The 17,303-nt window shown below is 50.4% G+C and carries 10 protein-coding genes; 7 read left to right on the forward strand and 3 right to left on the reverse strand.

Features of this window, described 5'->3' with window-relative positions:
• The first annotated feature begins 3 nt into the window (after positions 1–3).
• The 5 genes from METMI_RS25650 to METMI_RS0116495 all read left to right on the forward strand — a co-directional run bounded on the left by METMI_RS25650 (position 4) and on the right by METMI_RS0116495 (position 11,439).
• On the forward strand, positions 4–4,473 hold the full coding sequence (locus METMI_RS25650; protein ID WP_019867400.1) for a hypothetical protein: 4,470 nt from the start codon (positions 4–6) through the stop codon (positions 4,471–4,473).
• Positions 4,473–6,044 carry a contractile injection system tape measure protein gene (locus tag METMI_RS0116480; protein WP_019867401.1) on the forward strand — a complete coding sequence of 524 codons (1,572 nt, stop codon included), beginning with the start codon at positions 4,473–4,475 and terminating at the stop codon, positions 6,042–6,044. The genes METMI_RS25650 and METMI_RS0116480 overlap by 1 nt, the downstream gene beginning before the upstream one ends.
• Positions 6,045–6,050: 6 nt before the next feature.
• On the forward strand, positions 6,051–9,467 hold the full coding sequence (locus METMI_RS0116485; RefSeq protein WP_156829879.1) for an eCIS core domain-containing protein: 3,417 nt from the start codon (positions 6,051–6,053) through the stop codon (positions 9,465–9,467).
• Between the two features lie 48 nt (positions 9,468–9,515).
• On the forward strand, positions 9,516–9,941 hold the full coding sequence (locus tag METMI_RS0116490) for a hypothetical protein (protein WP_019867403.1): 426 nt from the start codon (positions 9,516–9,518) through the stop codon (positions 9,939–9,941).
• Between the two features lie 172 nt (positions 9,942–10,113).
• Complete coding sequence (locus METMI_RS0116495) at positions 10,114–11,439, forward strand: ATP-binding protein (RefSeq protein WP_019867404.1); 1,326 nt, start codon at positions 10,114–10,116, stop codon at positions 11,437–11,439.
• Between the two features lie 105 nt (positions 11,440–11,544).
• On the opposite strand, the gene rlmD is transcribed toward METMI_RS0116495, so the two are convergent.
• The 3 genes from rlmD to METMI_RS0116510 all read right to left on the reverse strand — a co-directional run bounded on the left by rlmD (position 11,545) and on the right by METMI_RS0116510 (position 14,514).
• On the reverse strand, positions 11,545–12,888 hold the full coding sequence (gene rlmD, locus METMI_RS0116500; RefSeq protein WP_029151763.1) for a 23S rRNA (uracil(1939)-C(5))-methyltransferase RlmD: 1,344 nt from the start codon (positions 12,886–12,888) through the stop codon (positions 11,545–11,547).
• 157 nt (positions 12,889–13,045) lie between these two features.
• Positions 13,046–13,936, reverse strand: coding sequence for a cysteine synthase CysM (gene cysM, locus METMI_RS0116505; protein WP_019867406.1), 891 nt, complete (start codon positions 13,934–13,936; stop codon positions 13,046–13,048).
• A 230-nt stretch (positions 13,937–14,166) separates the two neighbouring features.
• The gene (locus METMI_RS0116510; protein ID WP_019867407.1) at positions 14,167–14,514 is read right to left on the reverse strand and encodes a roadblock/LC7 domain-containing protein; all 348 of its coding nucleotides are present in this window, start codon (positions 14,512–14,514) and stop codon (positions 14,167–14,169) included.
• Positions 14,515–15,323: 809 nt separating this feature from the next.
• Between METMI_RS0116510 and METMI_RS0116515 the strand changes: the two genes are divergently transcribed.
• Positions 15,324–16,217 carry a YihY/virulence factor BrkB family protein gene (locus tag METMI_RS0116515; RefSeq protein WP_083930374.1) on the forward strand — a complete coding sequence of 298 codons (894 nt, stop codon included), beginning with the start codon at positions 15,324–15,326 and terminating at the stop codon, positions 16,215–16,217.
• Positions 16,204–17,079, forward strand: a complete 876-nt coding sequence (locus METMI_RS0116520) for an ADP-polyphosphate phosphotransferase (protein WP_019867409.1) — start codon at positions 16,204–16,206, stop codon at positions 17,077–17,079. The genes METMI_RS0116515 and METMI_RS0116520 overlap by 14 nt, the downstream gene beginning before the upstream one ends.
• The last annotated feature ends 224 nt before the right edge of the window (positions 17,080–17,303 follow it).

Consider the following 17,303-nt stretch of genomic DNA (forward strand, 5'->3'; position numbering starts at 1 on the left):
GCCATGCACGCAAAACAAGATAATTATCCGGTCTTTGAAGCCAATCAGGTACTGACCAATGCCCATTTAAACCAAGCATTCGATTTTCTGGACGAACAAGAGCGGCTGACCCGCGCCAACCTCATCGGCATTGGCATTGCTTGCGGCTTGGAGTTAAAAACTGACGGCATAACCCCGCCCACCGCCATTCATATTTCCAGGGGGTGCGGCGTCACTTCCGAGGGCTATCTCATTGTCGAATCCGGCGACTTGGCATTAGTAGCGTACCGGAAGTACGAGTTGCCTACCGATATTGCTTATCCGCCATTTAAAAAAAGTGCGGACACGGCTTATCCGCTTTGGGAACTGTTCCCGGCAGGGGAACCGGACACCCGGCCACTGCAAACCCCGCCTAATTTTCTGGACGATAAGGCTGTTGTCCTATTTCTGGAGTTGGACAAAGCGGGCTTACGCAATTGCAGCCCTAACAATTGCGACGATAAGGGAGCACGGGTAGCCGTTAAAGTCAGGCGCTTGTTAGTCAGCAAAGCTGATTTGGCTGAAATCACCACTAAGGCCAAGCAAACGTCCAGTGAATTGACGCCATCCGAATTGGCGGCGTCCTTATTGGCGCAACTGGACTTGCCTGATTTGCGTATGCCCCGTTTTGACGTCCCCAATAGCCATCCGGTCAGCAGCAACCAATTGTTGAAAGCATTTTTAGAGCTATTTGGCAGGGATAATCTGGTGGCCAACACCAGTGCGGCCTTATCCCAAGCGTATCAAGCCTTTCAACCCGTCCTGAAGGCGGCTTACAGCAGTAACCCTTTTGCTGGCTTTAGCGCCCAATTTGGATTTTTAAGCACCGCCCCAACCAGCACGGCGCAGGTGCGCTTCCTGCAATATTATTACGGTTTCTTTTCTGATTTGCTGAGTGCTTATGACGAATTCCGCCAAGCAGGGCAGGGCTTATTGTGCGCTTGTTGCCCATCGGAACAACTTTTCCCCCGGCATTTGGCACTGGGTTTGCCGATTCCCGACAACCACGCGGTAAATTACCGGCAAAGCTTCCTGGCTTCGGCGGCTATCAGCCGTTGCGAACAACTTACCCGGCAAGTGCTGCTGTTGTTCCGGCGCATGGTCGAAATGGTCAACAACTTCACCGACTCGCCTAGCTTACCGCCGATGACCGACGCGGCAATAGACCCCCAAATCCGCATCACGCCATCAAAACTGGGCAACCAACCGCTGTCCGAAAAGGCGATACCTTATTATTACGGACAAACCGCAACGCCACCGTTGTATCAGTTATGGAATGACGATAAAACCCAGGGCAACAAAGCCAACCAGAACTTAAGTTACCGTGCCGCTGAATATCAACCTGCCGCCCCTGCTTTTGCCAGCAACCCCCTGGCTTATGACTTGGAACCTTTTAATTTCCTGCGCATTGAAGGGCACTTAGGCAAGCCTTACCCGCATGTGATGGACAATTTGTTGGCGATCAAATCCAGCCAGCGCTTGCCTATCGACATTATCGCCTTGCGCTCAGGCGCGTTCGACGAAACCGCACCAATAGACGTAAGCAAGGAAAATTGCCGGTTTCAGGATTTGGATTTGCTTTATGTGACGACGCGCGAGCAAATCCTATGCTTTTTGGTGGCGGAGCTGACATCTTTCTATGACCTGCCTTACGAAAGCGGCTCCCAAGTCACTTCGCCAGTTAAGTCCCAGTTTGCGGCCATCAACCGCTATCAGCCAGATTTTTTTGTCAAGCCCAACACGCTGGGGCGTATTTTTGAAGATGTCATTATCCAGCAGGGTGGGGTTGTGCCTGAAATTGACGCCCATTATATGGCTGACTTGATTAACAGCTTTAACCCGGACGACAGTATCGTTTATTACAGTTTTTTTTACTTGGTCAAACTAACCGATGCCTTGGTGGAGGATTTTGCCAATGTTAATTTTGTCGGCCTGGAAACCCGTTATCGGAATTTGGCGGTTATTGTCAATGCCATTGAAAGCAAACGTGAGCAAATCACTGATAACCTGTACGGCACTGCGGTGGTTTTGAGATGGGAAGAAATCGATGACAGGCTTGAAGCCATCCTGTTTGCCTGCCAATTGGATGCGCTGAAGGCGCTTAACAATGAGTACCTGCTCCGTATACGTGAACTAAAGAAAAAACAGTTCCTCGGCAATTTTCTTACCGTCCATCCGGGCATACAGCATAAAGCGGGGGTGCCAATGGGCGGCACCTTTATCCTCGTTTACCACCAAGAGCCGTCTGCGCCATCGGACTTTGCTTCCGCTAATAATAGTGGCATTGGAGCCCTGGCCAACCCGTTCCAAGCCAGAATTATCCTGCCCCAGCATATAAATCAGGAGAGCTTTGGCCCTTTCGTTTATAACCCGACCTTCACCGCCGCACCATTAAATGTCGAAGTGGCGATTAGTCCGGAAGCCGCGCCTTCACCTGTGCCGGCTAACCCGGCTGGGTTTGTGGCTTCCCCGGTCGCCGTGAATCCGGTGTCCGCCAATACCCGTGTGCTTAATGCCGGAACGGAAGTGACAAGAGGGGCGCGTGCGCCTATATCTGCGGCATCGCTGTCTACGGCCGCCAGCAACGATTTTTTAAACCCGGAAGTCACCCGTACAGTAAGCCCCAATAACCTCGTGTCTGCCCCTAGCGCAATTGCCGCCAGCCATAGCGCCTTTGCCGGCATCGCCAGCACCGAAAAATTGGATGCCGCCAATGTGGCGGTAAGCACCGGGAAAATGGCAATTAATCCAGCTGTCATTGGCAACGCCCTAGTGGACGCTAACACGCCAGCCACCGTCCTGGGTCAGGCTGGCGTCGGCATCGCCCCTGCCCAAGCCGTGTTAGCGCCAGTTGTGTCCGATGCCGTCACGCAGAATCTTTTTGTGGATGCCGTTAACCGTTTGCATAATAAAACAGATTTCATCAATGACCCCGATATGCAAGTGGTATTGGCCGGTTTGGCAGGCATAAATCCGGTCTTTGACCCTAGCCGGATCCCAATCAGGCCATCTTTCCCACCATTGAACCCACAATTGTCGGCAGTTGACGAAATTATCGCCCAAACAGTTGACGGCTTTGCCGACGGGACGGTCATAGGCGATTTTTACCTGCCTTATTTATGTCACGCTGGCTGTGCGTCCGTGCAGTTTGTCTTACCGAAAATACCGCCGACATTCACAGTCAGCATCGGCTGCACCCAAACCGACCCAGAGGTGGCATTCGCGCCCGTGACGGTAACGCCAAAAGGCGGGATGCCGCCATATCGCATTAAGGTTGATGACGGAAGCTTCCAATCCTTGACCAACCCGGTGCATGTGCCGGTCGGCGAACATACCTTGATAGTCCAAGATGCCAACGACACGTCATCGGCCAGGAAAACTGTCAACATCACGCAAGCTTTACGTATTGGCGAACCGGCAATCACTTGTGATGAAAACGCCCAAACCTATGTCGCCGTCATTCCGGTTTTTGGCGGCACGCCTCCATACCGTGTCAATGGCCAGGATATGGTGGGGGCCGGTTTCACCTCCGGCCCGATTGCAAGTGGCGGGGATTTTTCAATCAACGTCATTGACCAAAACGGGTGCGCCTTAACCGCCACAATCAGCCACACTTGCCCGCCACCTTGCAAACTGCCAGATGAGGGCAATTCCCGACGCTGCGCTTACCGGCTTTGGTTGCAGCCTACTAAAGAGGGTTTGCCCTATGAAGACTACCAACAGGAATCCGAGGTCGCATTAAGCTTCAATGGCCAAAACCTCAAATTGGAAGGGGCTGGGGATTTGTTGCAAATCAAAGCCGATGATCTCAACCAGGATTTTAACCAGGCCATAGGCGCTGTCATCCAAAAACTCAACGAAGCGGTCAATCAGCAACTCAGCGAAGTTTTTGGGGATTTGGGCACGGATCGTTTGAAAATCAGTTATGAACCCCAGGACAGCGACCCTTTTGGCGTCTTGTGGATAGAACATTTTATTAAAGACCGTTTTAAGCTCGGTTTCGATTTTAATTTCTTCATTTCCGGATTTTCCACTGATTTGGCCAGCTTTTCCGTCAGCTATGGCAATGAAACCGGCGTCTCAGATGCGCCCACCGATGGGGCCGTGTTCGTCAACCGCCATCGGGAAAATAAAATGGCCAGAGTGCCCGCTTTTGCTTGCAGCCAGCGCAACCAGTGCACTGGCAGTGGCTTCGCCGACGTGTGTACGGGCTTCGACCTGAACCCCGGGTTCATTTCTGATGGCATTGGCGATAACCATTTCTTTTTTGCCATCAACGAAGACATGCCTAGGACGGGTATTGCCGCATGGGTTTGGGATTTTACGAGCCAGACGGACGAGCCATTTTATGTCGGGGAACAACTTGAAATTTTCTGGCAACCCGGCGGTTTTATCAAATTGACGGCGATCAGCGATACCGGTTGCTTTAGCTTTACCGTTGAAGACCGAACCTAATGCCCCATACTATCCGCCAACAGCACTTGCATATTGAACTGGCCGGTAGTGAGGCGGAGGGCATGGCGTTGCAAACCCGGCTGCCTGTTTGGGTTCAAGATAATCTGTTACCTGTGCTTGAGCGGACGTTGGGGCGGTTGGTGCCGGACGGCGAACATTGGTCGCTGGAGCGGCTGGAGATTGATGCGGGCGAGGTGGGGATTGAGCGTTTTGAGCTGGATTTGCCCATCCTGATCGAACAAGCGCTTGAACAGGCCATCCGGGCGCAAATGCCCGCCAAAACCCGACCAACGGTTAGGCTAACAAGCCCTGACGGAATGAAGCAACAACCGGTCTTGCACCACTTAGAAGACGCCTGGGTTTACTTTTTAACGAATGGCACACTGCCTTGGGGCCTATGGTTGCCGGAAGGCCAAAATCTGGAACAAACGCTACTGGCGGCCTGGCAAGACAATCCGTCAAGCCGCATTTCCGAGGCCGCCTTTTCTACGCTAACCTTAGTCCATTCCAGGCAACGTCTAGTCCGGCAATTCTCCGAAGGCTTTTTGGCCATCCTATTGGGACGGATAGCTCCAGACCTTAAAAAAGTTGTCGATGGGCTGTTGCAAGGGCTACAACACATTGAAATCCCAGCGGATTTCCGCCAGCTTTTTATAAAGCAGGTTTGGGAAACCGTATTTGCGCTGATACCGACAAAAAAGCATTACCCGGAAACCCGGATCATCCAAATCGTTTGGCAAAAACTGCCGGTTACGTTGGCCCAAGCAAGTGATTGGGCAACCCTGCTGGAAAGCCATTGGCCCGGTGCCATTCTGGATGGGGGAATCCCACGGCCTTTTAAAAATCCGCCGCCTTCACGACAACAGCCCAATAAACCTTCATCTGACCTGCCTACCCCGTTTGGACGCGAAAACCTGGCTGGCAAAAATCCTGCCGGTTCCGGTCACGCACCAGCCCAAGACGGACAAGCCAAGCAATACCCCCAAGAGGCAACCGCAGCGGTTACCGGCCACGATATGGCTGGTGCTTTTGCCATAGAAAGCCCGCAGACCAACCAGCACCCTGATGCCCATGACGGTATTTATATCGGTAATGCCGGAATGGTGCTGCTGCATCCGTTCCTGCCGCAATGTTTCAATGCCTTAAACATTGCCACCGACGACCGGCTTACCCAAGCAGAGCGTGCAGTGGTGTTATTGCATTTTTTGACAACGGGGCAACGCACGGCACCGGAATATGAACTGGCCTTACCGAAACTGCTTTGTAATATCCCCTTAACGGCTCCAGTCGAAGCCAATATTAGCTTGACTGATGAGGAAGCAATAGAGGCAACCGCTTTGCTCGAAGCGGTCATCCGTCACTGGGAAGCATTAAAAAACACAGGTATCGACGGCTTACGGGGCGCTTATTTGCTGCGTGCAGGCAAAATCAGCTTACGGGATGATGGCGACTGGCGATTGCAAGTTGAAGGCAACACCTTTGATATTCTGTTAAACCAACTGCCTTGGGGGATCAGCATGGTTAGGTTGCCATGGATGGGGCGGCTGCTTTGGGTGGAATGGCTATATTAAGGGGGAATGATGAAAACCAGCGCCGAAAAATCATCCAATACCTCCTCTAAAAAGGCGAGCCAGTCGGCAAACCAACCCTTTTTTGCCAAAGCAGGCGGCGGTTTTTTTGCGCCTGCGGTACAAATGAAAATGGCGGTCAACAAGCCAGGAGACACATTCGAGCAGGAAGCCGACCTTATGGCGGATAAGGTCATGCGTATGCCATCACCGGCTCCCATGCCCGGAAAAGAAGAAAAACTGCAACGCCAGCCGGATGAAAAGCTACTGAAAAAAGAAGAAGGCAACATCCAAAAAGCAGCGATGCCTGAGGAAAAAGTCCAGAAAAATGAAGAGGGGAAGATTCAAAAGGCCGCTATGCCCGATGAAAAAATCCAAAAGAAAGACGACGATAAACTACAAAAAGCACCCGCTAACGAAGACAAGCTGCAACGTAAAGGCGGCGATGGCACACCTGCGGTACATTCAAACATTCAATCGGCAATTCAGAACAAAACCACTGGTGGCCAACCTCTTTCAAGTGATGTGCGCAGTTTTATGGAACCGCGCTTCAATGCCGACTTCAGTAATGTGCGCGTCCACAGCGACCCCGAATCGGCTGGCTTGAGCAACCAGTTGAGCGCCCGCGCCTTCACCTATCAAAATCACGTTTTCTTTTCCCACGACCAATTCCAACCCGGCAGCAGCGAAGGCAAAAAACTGCTCGCCCATGAACTGACGCACACCGTCCAACAAGGCCACACCATCCAACGTAGCCCGCAGATCAGCACAACCACCACCCCCCCAAAAATCCAGCGTTCAGCCAAAGACGAAATACGCGACTGGATTGCCGGTAAAGCCAACAACATCATGGGCTTCCGCATGTTTACCATCATCCTCGGTGTCAACCCGATTACGATGCAGGGCGTAGACACCGGGGCGGCCAACATGCTTCGGGCATTGATCGAGTTCATACCGGGTGGCGCACTGATCACCAAAGCGCTGGACAGCCACGGGATTATCGACAAGGTCGCCAATTGGCTGGGCGGGCAAATCAAAAGTTTGGGCATGGTTGGCAGCCAATTCAAAAACGCCCTCAGCGATTTTATCGCTACGCTGGGTGTGGCAGATTTGGCGCCTTGGAATTGGGGAGGCGTGTTTAACCGTGCCGTCACAATTTTCACTGCACCCATAGACCGGCTCATTTCCTTCGGCAAAGGGCTGGCCACTGACATCATCACGTTCATTAAGGACGCCATACTCAAACCCATCGCCGCCTACGCCAAAGCCAACACTAATGGCTACGCCCTGCTGTGTGCGGTGATGGGCAAAGACCCCATCACCAACGAAAAAGTACCTGATGATGCCGAAGCGCTGATGGGGGCGTTCTTGAAATTTATCGGCCAAGAAGAAACTTGGGCCAACATGAAAAAAGCCAACGCGATAGCCCGCGCCTTCGCTTGGTTTAAGGGCGCTGTCGCCGCCGTCAAAGGCTTCATCAACGAAATCCCAGGGCTGTTCCTTGCCGCCTTCCAAGCATTGGAAATCGCCGACCTCATTTTAATCCCCAATGCGTTTATCAAACTTGCCAAAGTTTTTGGCAGTTTCGCCGGGCGCTTTATCAACTGGGGGTTGGATGCGGTCTGGAACCTTTTGGAAATCATCTTCGACTCGGTCAAGCCAGGGGTGATGGCCTATGTCAAACGCACAGGCGCAGCACTCAAAAGCATTCTCAAAAATCCCATGCCCTTCGTCGGCAACCTCGTAAAAGCCGCCAAACTTGGCTTTGAAAGTTTTGGCTCCAATTTCGGCGGCCATTTCAAAGCGGGGCTGATTGATTGGCTCACAGGCTCACTGGCCGGGGTTTACATCCCGAAAGCACTGAGCTTGCCGGAGCTGGGCAAGCTCGCCCTCAGCGTCTTGGGCATCACTTGGGCGGGCATACGCAAAAAACTTGTCAAGGCGCTGGGCGACAAAGGCGAAAAAATCATCGGCGGCATCGAAAAAGGCGTTGAGTGGGCCATCAAAGGCTTTGAAGTCGTCAAAAAAATAGCTGAAGGCGGCATGGCGGCGGCATGGGAAATGATCCAGGAGAAACTCACCGACCTTAAAGACCAAGTCGTCAGTGGCATCACGGGTTTTGTCACCGACACCATCATCAAAAAAGCCATCCCCAAGCTGATCGGCATGTTCATCCCGGGCGCAGGTTTCATCCCCGCCATCATCTCGATTTACGACACCGTCACCGTGTTCGTGGAGAAGCTCGCAAAAATCGCCCAAGTGGTCATGGCCTTCATAGACTCCATCGTCGCCATCGCCGCTGGCAACATCAGCTCCGCCGCGCGGCGGGTGGAAAGCATACTCGGCGGCCTGTTGTCCTTGGCGATCAGCTTCCTCGCAGGTTTCTTAGGGCTAGGTAAGGTCACCGACAAAATCAAGGAAGTCATCGACAAAGTGCGTGACAAAGTGGACAAGGCGATTGATGCGGCGTTGGCTTGGGTTGTGGCTAAGGCTAAGGCGTTGTTTGGGAAAGACAAAGATAAGGGGCCCGAAAATGAAAATCAACTAGCCTTAAAATCCGCCGTCGCAGAGGTTAAGCAAGAAATGGGGGTCAAAGATGCTACTGTTAAGACGGTAGAAGCAAAACTCCCAGCAATAAAGGCCAAGTTTAAATTAACCTCTCTCGTATTGGCGAAAGACAAGAAAGGCCAATATCACGTCAGAGCCATTATTAATCCAACTCTTGAAGGGCCTCCAGGTATCTTATTTACCCCCGAAGAATTACTTGAATTGGACAAAGTTGCCAAGGAATACTCCGAGCAAATTAAGAAAAAGGACTCAGAAAAACCAACCTTAGGTATTAAAGCGTCATATATAGCAAACCCTCAGGCTTTTATTAGAACTGGAGGCCATGTAACAACAGGTAAAATGGTCGAAGCAGTAGGAGCGGTTGCTCTACAACAATTAGTTGATGAAGCAAAACTCACCATGATTAGGAATCCTTACTTACAATGGGTTTCTGCCTCCGGTAGCGTTATAGGGGGAGGGCAGGCAGAGCTTGATTATCTTATAATTGGTACTACAGGCGTACAAGAAATTGTAAGCGCGAAAACAAAGCCAACTGAGTTTAAAGCCAAAAAAGACCGAAAGAATTTAGGACATTTCGCTAACGTACCGCTAAGTCCTCCAGATATAGTCACTTATGTGAAATCTCATTTCGGAATAAATAAAAAATATGACCTAATTACTGGAGTAAATGTTGTTTCTAGTGCAGGAACCACCTCTCTAGCAAACTTCCGATCCATGTATCTAAGCAAGGTGCTTGTTGATAAAATCGTCGTTACCCCTATTACTCCAGGCCCCGATCAATCAACTGGAATTCAACTTCGAGTTACCGAAGCTGAATTAGTTAATAAAGTTATTGACCTAATGAAAAAATATATTTGAACTATGAAACTCGGAGCTTAAAACACTCTTTAATTGAAGGATTAGACAATGAAGCGATCATGGCAAATATTCGTAGCGCCAGGTCAAGATACTGATACCTTGCCACTTGAAAACTCTCCATGGCACGACGAACGCTGGGTCACTTTACCCAAAGAGCATTGGGATTTAATTTTGGACTTCGGTGAACATTTAGACGCCAATAACACAGAAAGGCTTCGGTCATTTTCATGCTCGGAGAACAATGACCCTAATGACTATATCTATGCTTTGCCAGAAGAACTTGAGACTTTGGTCAAATTTATAGAGAACTTAGCTGATCAGATAAGTCATTCGCCACCTTTAGTCCCAGAGGCCACCGAAGAAATCCCTGATGAATATGTCAACGAAGAGCATGTTCGCATGTTGAAAGCTGTCGCATCTGTCTTCCGTGAGTCATTACGTTTGCATCAACATTTTCGAGCATGGATTGAATAGCCCTGTAGGGTACGCTGTGCGTACCCTTGTACATCATGTTATCGGTTATCACTTTTTGGTACGCATAGCCACCCCTGAATGTAACCGGGCATTCACCTTATCACGACGAGTGTTCGGAGCAGGCTGAATGACCTTCGCTGTTCAAAACCCAATAATCCCAACAGTTGACACAATGGACACCAACATAGCCAACCTGCAACAAGCCCTAATCTGGACACAGAATATCGTCACGTCCCGCTTGCGGGTATTTCTCGGACAAGAGGAGGGCTTCCAGGCCCAACCCCTGGATTTCTATACAGAAAACTCATGGCTAGCCCAGTTTATCGCCTACTACAACCCCAGTTTTGAAGAGTTTACCGTATTGATGTTAGCGGTTGCCACCCATTTGCAACCTGGATTTTTTAATAAAGCCATCGCCGCGTACTTTCCCGAAGGCGGCGATTTTCCAGAGTTTGGCGGGGTAAAAGCGACCCATCATCGGGGGATGCTGCCGACTGGCGAAACCGCCCAGTTTATCCTCGCGGGTGATGACCTTGAAAAACGTTTGGTGGTACAACGCATTTTTGGCTATGAACATTGGTTTTCACAACAACATATCCTCTGGCTTGAGACAGTGCCAGAAGGTGAACCATTGCTAAGCGGCCGGGTGTTGGTTGACCCGGAAATTATTGAACTGATCACTCTTGGTACCGTCAGCAAACCACGTTTCAGCATGGATTTCCCTGCCGAACCTCTGGAAACGGGTATGGAATGGGGGGATGTGGTGCTACATCCTAATACTTTGCGCCATATCCGGGAGATTGAGAATTGGATCACCTACAACGATATTTTGTTGCAGGATTGGGGAATGCACAAAAGGCTAAAGTCTGGCTACCGGGCTTTGTTTTACGGCCCGCCCGGCACTGGCAAAACCTTGACCGCAACGCTGTTGGGCAAGCAAACCGGTAAGGACGTGTTCCGCATTGACTTGTCGCGTGTGGTGTCCAAATACATCGGCGAGACCGAGAAAAACTTGTCAAAACTCTTCGATAAAGCCGAACATAAAAACTGGATATTGTTTTTTGACGAAGCCGACGCATTGTTTGGCAAACGCACCGACATCCGCGATGCCCATGACAAATATGCCAATCAGGAAGTTGCCTATTTGTTGCAACGTATAGAAGGCTATAACGGCTTGGTGATTTTGGCATCCAACCAACGCGGCAACATTGACGACGCTTTTGTGCGGCGCTTCCATGCGATTATCCATTTCCCCATGCCAAGTACGGAAGAACGCTATGAAATCTGGCGCAAAACCTTTCCTCCCCAACTCAATATCGCCGCCGACATCGACTGGCAACAGATCGCCGCGCGTTACGAACTGACCGGTGCGGGGATTTTAAACGTCACCCAATTTTGCGCCATTGAAGCGCTGGCCGACAATTCCGTTTGTCTCGACCTTAAACGGTTGGAAGCGGCGATTTTGCGGGAATATATTAAAGAGGGCAAAGTGGTTTGAGCGCAAGGCGCATGGGCGTGGATCCCCTACGCGTAGCAGCACATGAGGGAGGCGAGCCTCCCACGCCGCCAGTTTAAGGAGGCGCTCTGGGCGGGCAACCGCTTTTTAAAACAAGTCCCTAGTGAACAAGGCAATGGATTCCACATGGGCGGTCTGTGGGAACATGTCCATAACGCCAGCCTTAACCAGTTTGTAGCCTAGTTCGTTGACCAAAATCCCTGCGTCACGGGCGAGTGTTGAAGGGTTGCAGGAGACGTATACAATTTGCTCGGGCTGCCAATTTTTAATATGTGCCAAGACTTCGGACGCACCCGCCCTAGAGGGGTCGAGCAAGATTTTATTGTATTTGCGGTTTGCCCAAGGTTGGTCGCTGATGTCTTTGCTCAGGTCGGCCGCATAGAACTCGACGTTGTGGATATTGTTATGCAGGGCGTTTTCTTTGGCATGGTTGACAAGGGGTTGGTCACCTTCAATACCAACGACCGAGCCCGCCTGGGTCGCCATCGGCAAGGTAAAATTGCCCAGCCCGCAAAACAAGTCCAAGACATTGTCATTGGCGTTCAAATCCAGGGTGTCAAGCACGCGGCTGACCATTTGCCGGTTGATGTCGTAATTGACTTGCGTGAACATGGCGGGCCGGAATTTAAATTCTATGCCTTGCTCAGGTAGCCGATACGTGGGTATGGCTTCCGGCTCCCCTGGCAGCGGGGTTATCGTATCCGGGCCTTTGCTTTGCAAACACAAGCTGACCGCATGGGCATGGGCGAACACACGCATTTTTTCAATGTCATCGGGAGTTGGCGGCTCCAAGACCCGGATCGCCAACACACATTGTTCATCGCCGATAGCCACTTCAATTTGCGGGATTTTCTCGCGGATGCTTAGGCTTCCTATCATTTCACCTAAAGCCACAAGGCGGGTGCCGACCCAAGGATGCATGACGATACAGCTGTCTATTTCAGCTAAATATGGATGGCGTTTTTCCCGGAAACCGACCAAGACGCGGTTTTTTTTGGCCACATACTTGACACCCATGCGGGCTTTCCGGCGGTAGCCCCAATGCGGGCCTTGCAAGGGTTCCCACAACTCGGGGATTTCCACTTTGCCGATGCGCTTAAATTGCTCCACCAGCAAACCTTGCTTGATACGGATTTGTGCCGATGATTCCACATGCTGGAAACTACAGCCACCACACGTCCCGTAATGTGCACATTCGGCATCCACCCTGTCTTCGGCGCGGCTCAACAGTTTAACGACTTTACCTTCCGCGTAATCTTTGCGGCTTTCGGTATAAATAAATTCCACTGCTTCACCTGGCAAGGCTTCGTCAATAAAAATCACTTTGCCATCGACATGCGCGACGCCGCGCCCATCGTGGGTCAATGATTCTATGGAAACGGTCACGGGAGTGTCGGGGAGTTTTGGGGTTCTGCTTCTTCTTCGGGCCATTCTGTATGTATGTTCTTGTAGGGAAAGGTGGTTGGTTTTTTATGTGTTCAGGAACCGTTGAAAAAACGGCCCCCTTCGACAAGCCCGGCATGTGACGGAATCAAAGCGTTGCCGTTACGCTCGTCTTGGGCTTATCGAAGGGTTTTAAGGGATTATCTTAGCCAGGAAAGACGCCTGTCGATAAATAGCGGTCACCACGGTCACAAACAATGACCACGATCACTGCATTTTCAAGTTCAGCGGACAATTTCAATGCGACCGAAACAGCCCCGCCAGAGGAAATGCCGGCAAAAATACCTTCCCTTGCCGCCAGGGCGCGGGTAGTTTCTTCAGCCGTGGCTTGATCTACATCAATAATGCGGTCAACCCGTTCGGCTTGGTAAATTTTGGGCAGGTATTCTTGAGGCCAACGGCGGATGCCGGGGATCTTGGAGTTGCCTTCCGGTTGCACGCCGATGATTTGGATATTGGGGTTTTGCTCTTTAAGAAAACGGGAGTTACCCATAATGGTTCCGGTTGTCCCCATCGAACTGACGAAATGGGTGATTTGCCCTTGGGTGTCGCGCCAGATTTCAGGGCCGGTGCTTTCATAATGGGCGCGGGGGTTGTCGGGATTGGCAAATTGGTCAAGGATTTTACCTTCCCCGGCGGCTTCCATGCTTCTTGCCAAATCAATCGCGGCTTCCATACTGCCAGCGGCGGGGGTGAGGATAATTTCTGCGCCATAGGCTTTTATTGAGGCGCGGCGTTCCTCGCTCATATTGTCAGGCATAATTAAAGTCATTTTATAGCCTTTAATTGCGGCCGCCATGGCTAGGGCTATGCCGGTGTTGCCGCTGGTTGCTTCGATAAGCCGGTCACCAGGTTTGATCTCGCCCCTAGCTTCGGCGTGTTTGATCATGCTCAGGGCAGGGCGGTCTTTGATGGAACCGGCCGGATTATTGCCTTCCAGTTTGGCGAGGATGGTGTTGCTTGTGTTGCCAGGCAAACGTTGCAGCCTGACCAATGGCGTATTGCCGACAAAGGATTCAATGGTTGGATAAATCATGGCTGTATCCGGATATGAAAATAAAAGGCCAGATTATCCCATAAAAACGATGTGGGTCTTAGGCGATTTATACTGATGGCGGGAGTACAGGCGAGGGCTGGTTGTGTGGTAGGGACAAATTACCCTTAAGGGCTACGGGACAATCGGGTGCTGACAGGCTTGAAAGCTAACCACGGACGGGATGGCTTACCGTTCGTGGCTATATCCATTATTTCCATAAAAACTGACGCTTAGGCAATAAGCACCATTTTATCAACGGCATGTTTAACATTAGAAAGCAGATTTTCCAACTCATCATGGGATTTTATGATGACGGTCAATATGGATTCTTTGCCCGCACGGGCCATTAATATGTAATTTTGGGTGCTTTTAATCAAAATGTGCTCGAGGGCGCCACCAGCAAGCTCACAAATGCTTTGGGTCCCCACAGAATTTAAAGCGGCACTAACGGCGCCAAAAGTGTCCTCATCCATGCCTTTTGGCAACGCAGAGGCAATGACCAAACCATCGGTTGAGATAAGGGCTGAAGCTTGGATATTTAACGAAGTTTTGTTTAGGTCTTCGAGTATAGAGTACATGACGGAAATTCCTTAGTGGATAAGAGACGGAAGGGAGCGCTATTGTAAATATTTAACAGCCACCAGAAAGTTGGTGGCTTACGGTTACGGACTGGAAGCCCGAATCTGTGCCTTTATTCCATTATCTAAACTTCGGTTTTTATTATAACACCTGGCCTTAGTGTTTTTAACCTTATAAATCAAGTAAATTACGAATGTTACACACTGTCTGTTAGCTTTGCCGTCACCTGGTCAGGCATAGCGGGCGGCATAGCCCTTAGCACCAATGATACGGTTGTGTATCCCTCAGTCGGCAAATCATGCTTGGAATCCGTCATGGCCTTAAATTGTCGTTTCGTTTCACACGCCAGCCCGGCTTCCCATCAGCCAGCTTATGTGCCGGCGGCTGGCTGTCTTTGGTTGGCAACCGATTTTTGGATACGTCTAGCCCCGGCGGCCTTTTTTACCCAAAGGGCACAAGTGGCGGATAACGCCCCTCCATCAATCGGGCGTTTTCTTTCTTCAGGTGCTTGAGTTCTTCATATAAATGACCGTCCGTCCGCACCGTCTTGTCCCAGCGGCAGGCTATGCTTGCGGTGTTTTTTGCTGGACAAGAGCAAGAGGCCGCATGATACTTATGACTGAACTTCGAAGTTGAATCCACACTTGTTTGTTAAGTGAAGTTTTCTGGCCGCTGAATTTGGAAGTTATTTTTGGCCACCTCCTTACGCCTAAATCCCAGCGATTTTTGGATGTCTTTTACAGTCGATTGATATAGGCTTATGGGCGGCATAAAAACGCGATGTATGCTGATATGGGGAGGATAAAGGATGGCGGCACCACCAAAGTATAGCAATCAGGGTCATCAACCTGCCGGATATTGGCCGGTATTTTGTCTTGCCCTGAAGATATTCTCCCAAATGAACGGTACGCAGTCAGCCGCCGCATTCGCACATTACGCTTTTTTTTCGCTGTTTCCTTTAGTTATCCTTTTTGTCACCATAGCCTCGATTTTTATTGACCGTGAACAGGCGGGATTAGAAGTCATTGCTTATGTTAAAACGTATGTCCCCCTGAGTGGCGACATGCAGAGTTATATTTTTGACACCATTTTTGGTGTGGTCAATGCGCGTGGGCAGGCGGGCATCATTGCGCTGCTGATGCTCGTTTGGTCAGCCATGCAGTTTTTTACCACATTGATTAGCTCCACCAATCAAGCTTGGAATGCCAAAGCCTTTAACTGGTGGCGGCTGCCTTTTAAAAGCCTGCTGTTCTTAGCCCTTATGGTTAGTGCGGTGCTTTTTTCAGTCGCAATGCCCGTGTTGGTGAAAGTGGCGAGAGATTGGCTGTTACCAACGGGGGGGCTAAGTCCCTGGATCTATGGTTTGGCGGGTTATTTCCTTCCCTCGGTCGTCGTATTCATTGGCCTGGGCCTGTTTTATAAGTTAGCCCCCAATCGGGCCACCCGTTTTTCCGAGGTTTGGGCCGCCGCTTTATGTGTTACTGTGCTTTTGCAGGTGGCACAAGGATTATTTGTGATTTACCTTAAGCGTTTCGCAACATTTAACGCGGTCTATGGCGCATTCGGCGGAATCATGGCATTGTTGCTGTGGATTTACCTTTCCGGGTGTATTGTTATCTTTGGTGTTTGCCTGTGCTCCGCTAAGGCCGAATTAAAACGATACGCCCAAAACGAACAACGGTGGGAAAATGAAAATACATAGCAAAGAGTTCCGGGTGAAGGAAGGCGATGAAGTCGACCTTAAAAAATGGCCGACGCTTATGGATCCCTTATACGGATCAAAAAAAGCTTACCATCAACTCCTGGACGAACAGGTGGAGGAGTTAAACTCCCTGCAACAGCTCCAATACGCCTCTAACCGCTACGCCGTGCTGCTGATTTTTCAGGCGATGGATGCCGCCGGAAAAGATGGCGCTATCCGGCATGTCATGTCCGGCGTCAATCCCCAAGGCTGCCAAGTGTTCAGCTTTAAACACCCTAGCGCGATGGAACTGGATCATGATTTTCTCTGGCGTACGACCCAGTGTTTGCCGGAACGGGGCAGGATCGGCATTTTTAACCGTTCTTATTATGAGGAAGTGCTGATCGCCCGGGTGCATCCTGAAATCCTGCGCAGCCAAGGGTTGCCCGATGAATTGCTCGACGAGAAAACCATCTGGCAGGAGCGGTATCTTTCTATTGTGGATTTGGAGAACCATCTTTACCGTAATGGCACACGGATCATCAAGTTCTTTCTGCACATTTCCAAGGAAGAACAGCGCAAACGCTTCCTTGAGCGTATAGACAACCCCGAAAAATACTGGAAATTCAGTGTCGCCGACATCGAAGAAAGGAAATTCTGGCATCAATACATGAAAGCTTATGAAGTATGTTTAAGCGAAACCAGCACCGAAACCGCGCCTTGGTACGTAGTCCCTGCCGATGACAAAAAAAATAGCCGCTTGATTATTGCCCAGATTATCCTCGATACGTTTAAGGCGCTCAAAATGGGCTACCCCGAAGCCGATGCCAACCGCCAGAAGGAATTGCTGTCCATACGCCACCAGTTGATGCAAGAAGAGTGAACTGGAAACGGGTGTTCGGGATTGATTTATGCTCTGAACGGTCAAGTTTTCGGTTTTAGGATTAACCGTTCGTGGTGAGCCCTTCGATACCTCAGGAGAGCCTTGTCGAACCATGAGCGGATTAACCGTCCACCCTTCGACAGGCTCAGGACGAACGGTTAATCCTAAAACCGAAAACTTGACCTTTCGAGGTATACCAGGAATCCTAATAACGTTTATCTCCA

The organism is Methylovulum miyakonense HT12, assembly GCF_000384075.1.
GTDB lineage: Bacteria > Pseudomonadota > Gammaproteobacteria > Methylococcales > Methylomonadaceae > Methylovulum > Methylovulum miyakonense.

Excerpts from the sequence above, each read along its gene's own strand:
- METMI_RS25650 (WP_019867400.1), top strand. The coding sequence starts at position 4 with ATGCACGCAAAACAAGATAATTATCCGGTCTTTGAAGCCAATCAGGTA.
- METMI_RS0116480 (WP_019867401.1), top strand. The coding sequence starts at position 4,473 with ATGCCCCATACTATCCGCCAACAGCACTTGCATATTGAACTGGCCGGT.
- METMI_RS0116485 (WP_156829879.1), top strand. The coding sequence starts at position 6,051 with ATGATGAAAACCAGCGCCGAAAAATCATCCAATACCTCCTCTAAAAAG.
- METMI_RS0116490 (WP_019867403.1), top strand. The coding sequence starts at position 9,516 with ATGAAGCGATCATGGCAAATATTCGTAGCGCCAGGTCAAGATACTGAT.
- METMI_RS0116495 (WP_019867404.1), top strand. The coding sequence starts at position 10,114 with ATGGACACCAACATAGCCAACCTGCAACAAGCCCTAATCTGGACACAG.
- rlmD (WP_029151763.1), bottom strand. The coding sequence starts at position 12,888 with ATGGCCCGAAGAAGAAGCAGAACCCCAAAACTCCCCGACACTCCCGTG.
- cysM (WP_019867406.1), bottom strand. The coding sequence starts at position 13,936 with ATGATTTATCCAACCATTGAATCCTTTGTCGGCAATACGCCATTGGTC.
- METMI_RS0116510 (WP_019867407.1), bottom strand. The coding sequence starts at position 14,514 with ATGTACTCTATACTCGAAGACCTAAACAAAACTTCGTTAAATATCCAA.
- METMI_RS0116515 (WP_083930374.1), top strand. The coding sequence starts at position 15,324 with ATGGCGGCACCACCAAAGTATAGCAATCAGGGTCATCAACCTGCCGGA.
- METMI_RS0116520 (WP_019867409.1), top strand. The coding sequence starts at position 16,204 with ATGAAAATACATAGCAAAGAGTTCCGGGTGAAGGAAGGCGATGAAGTC.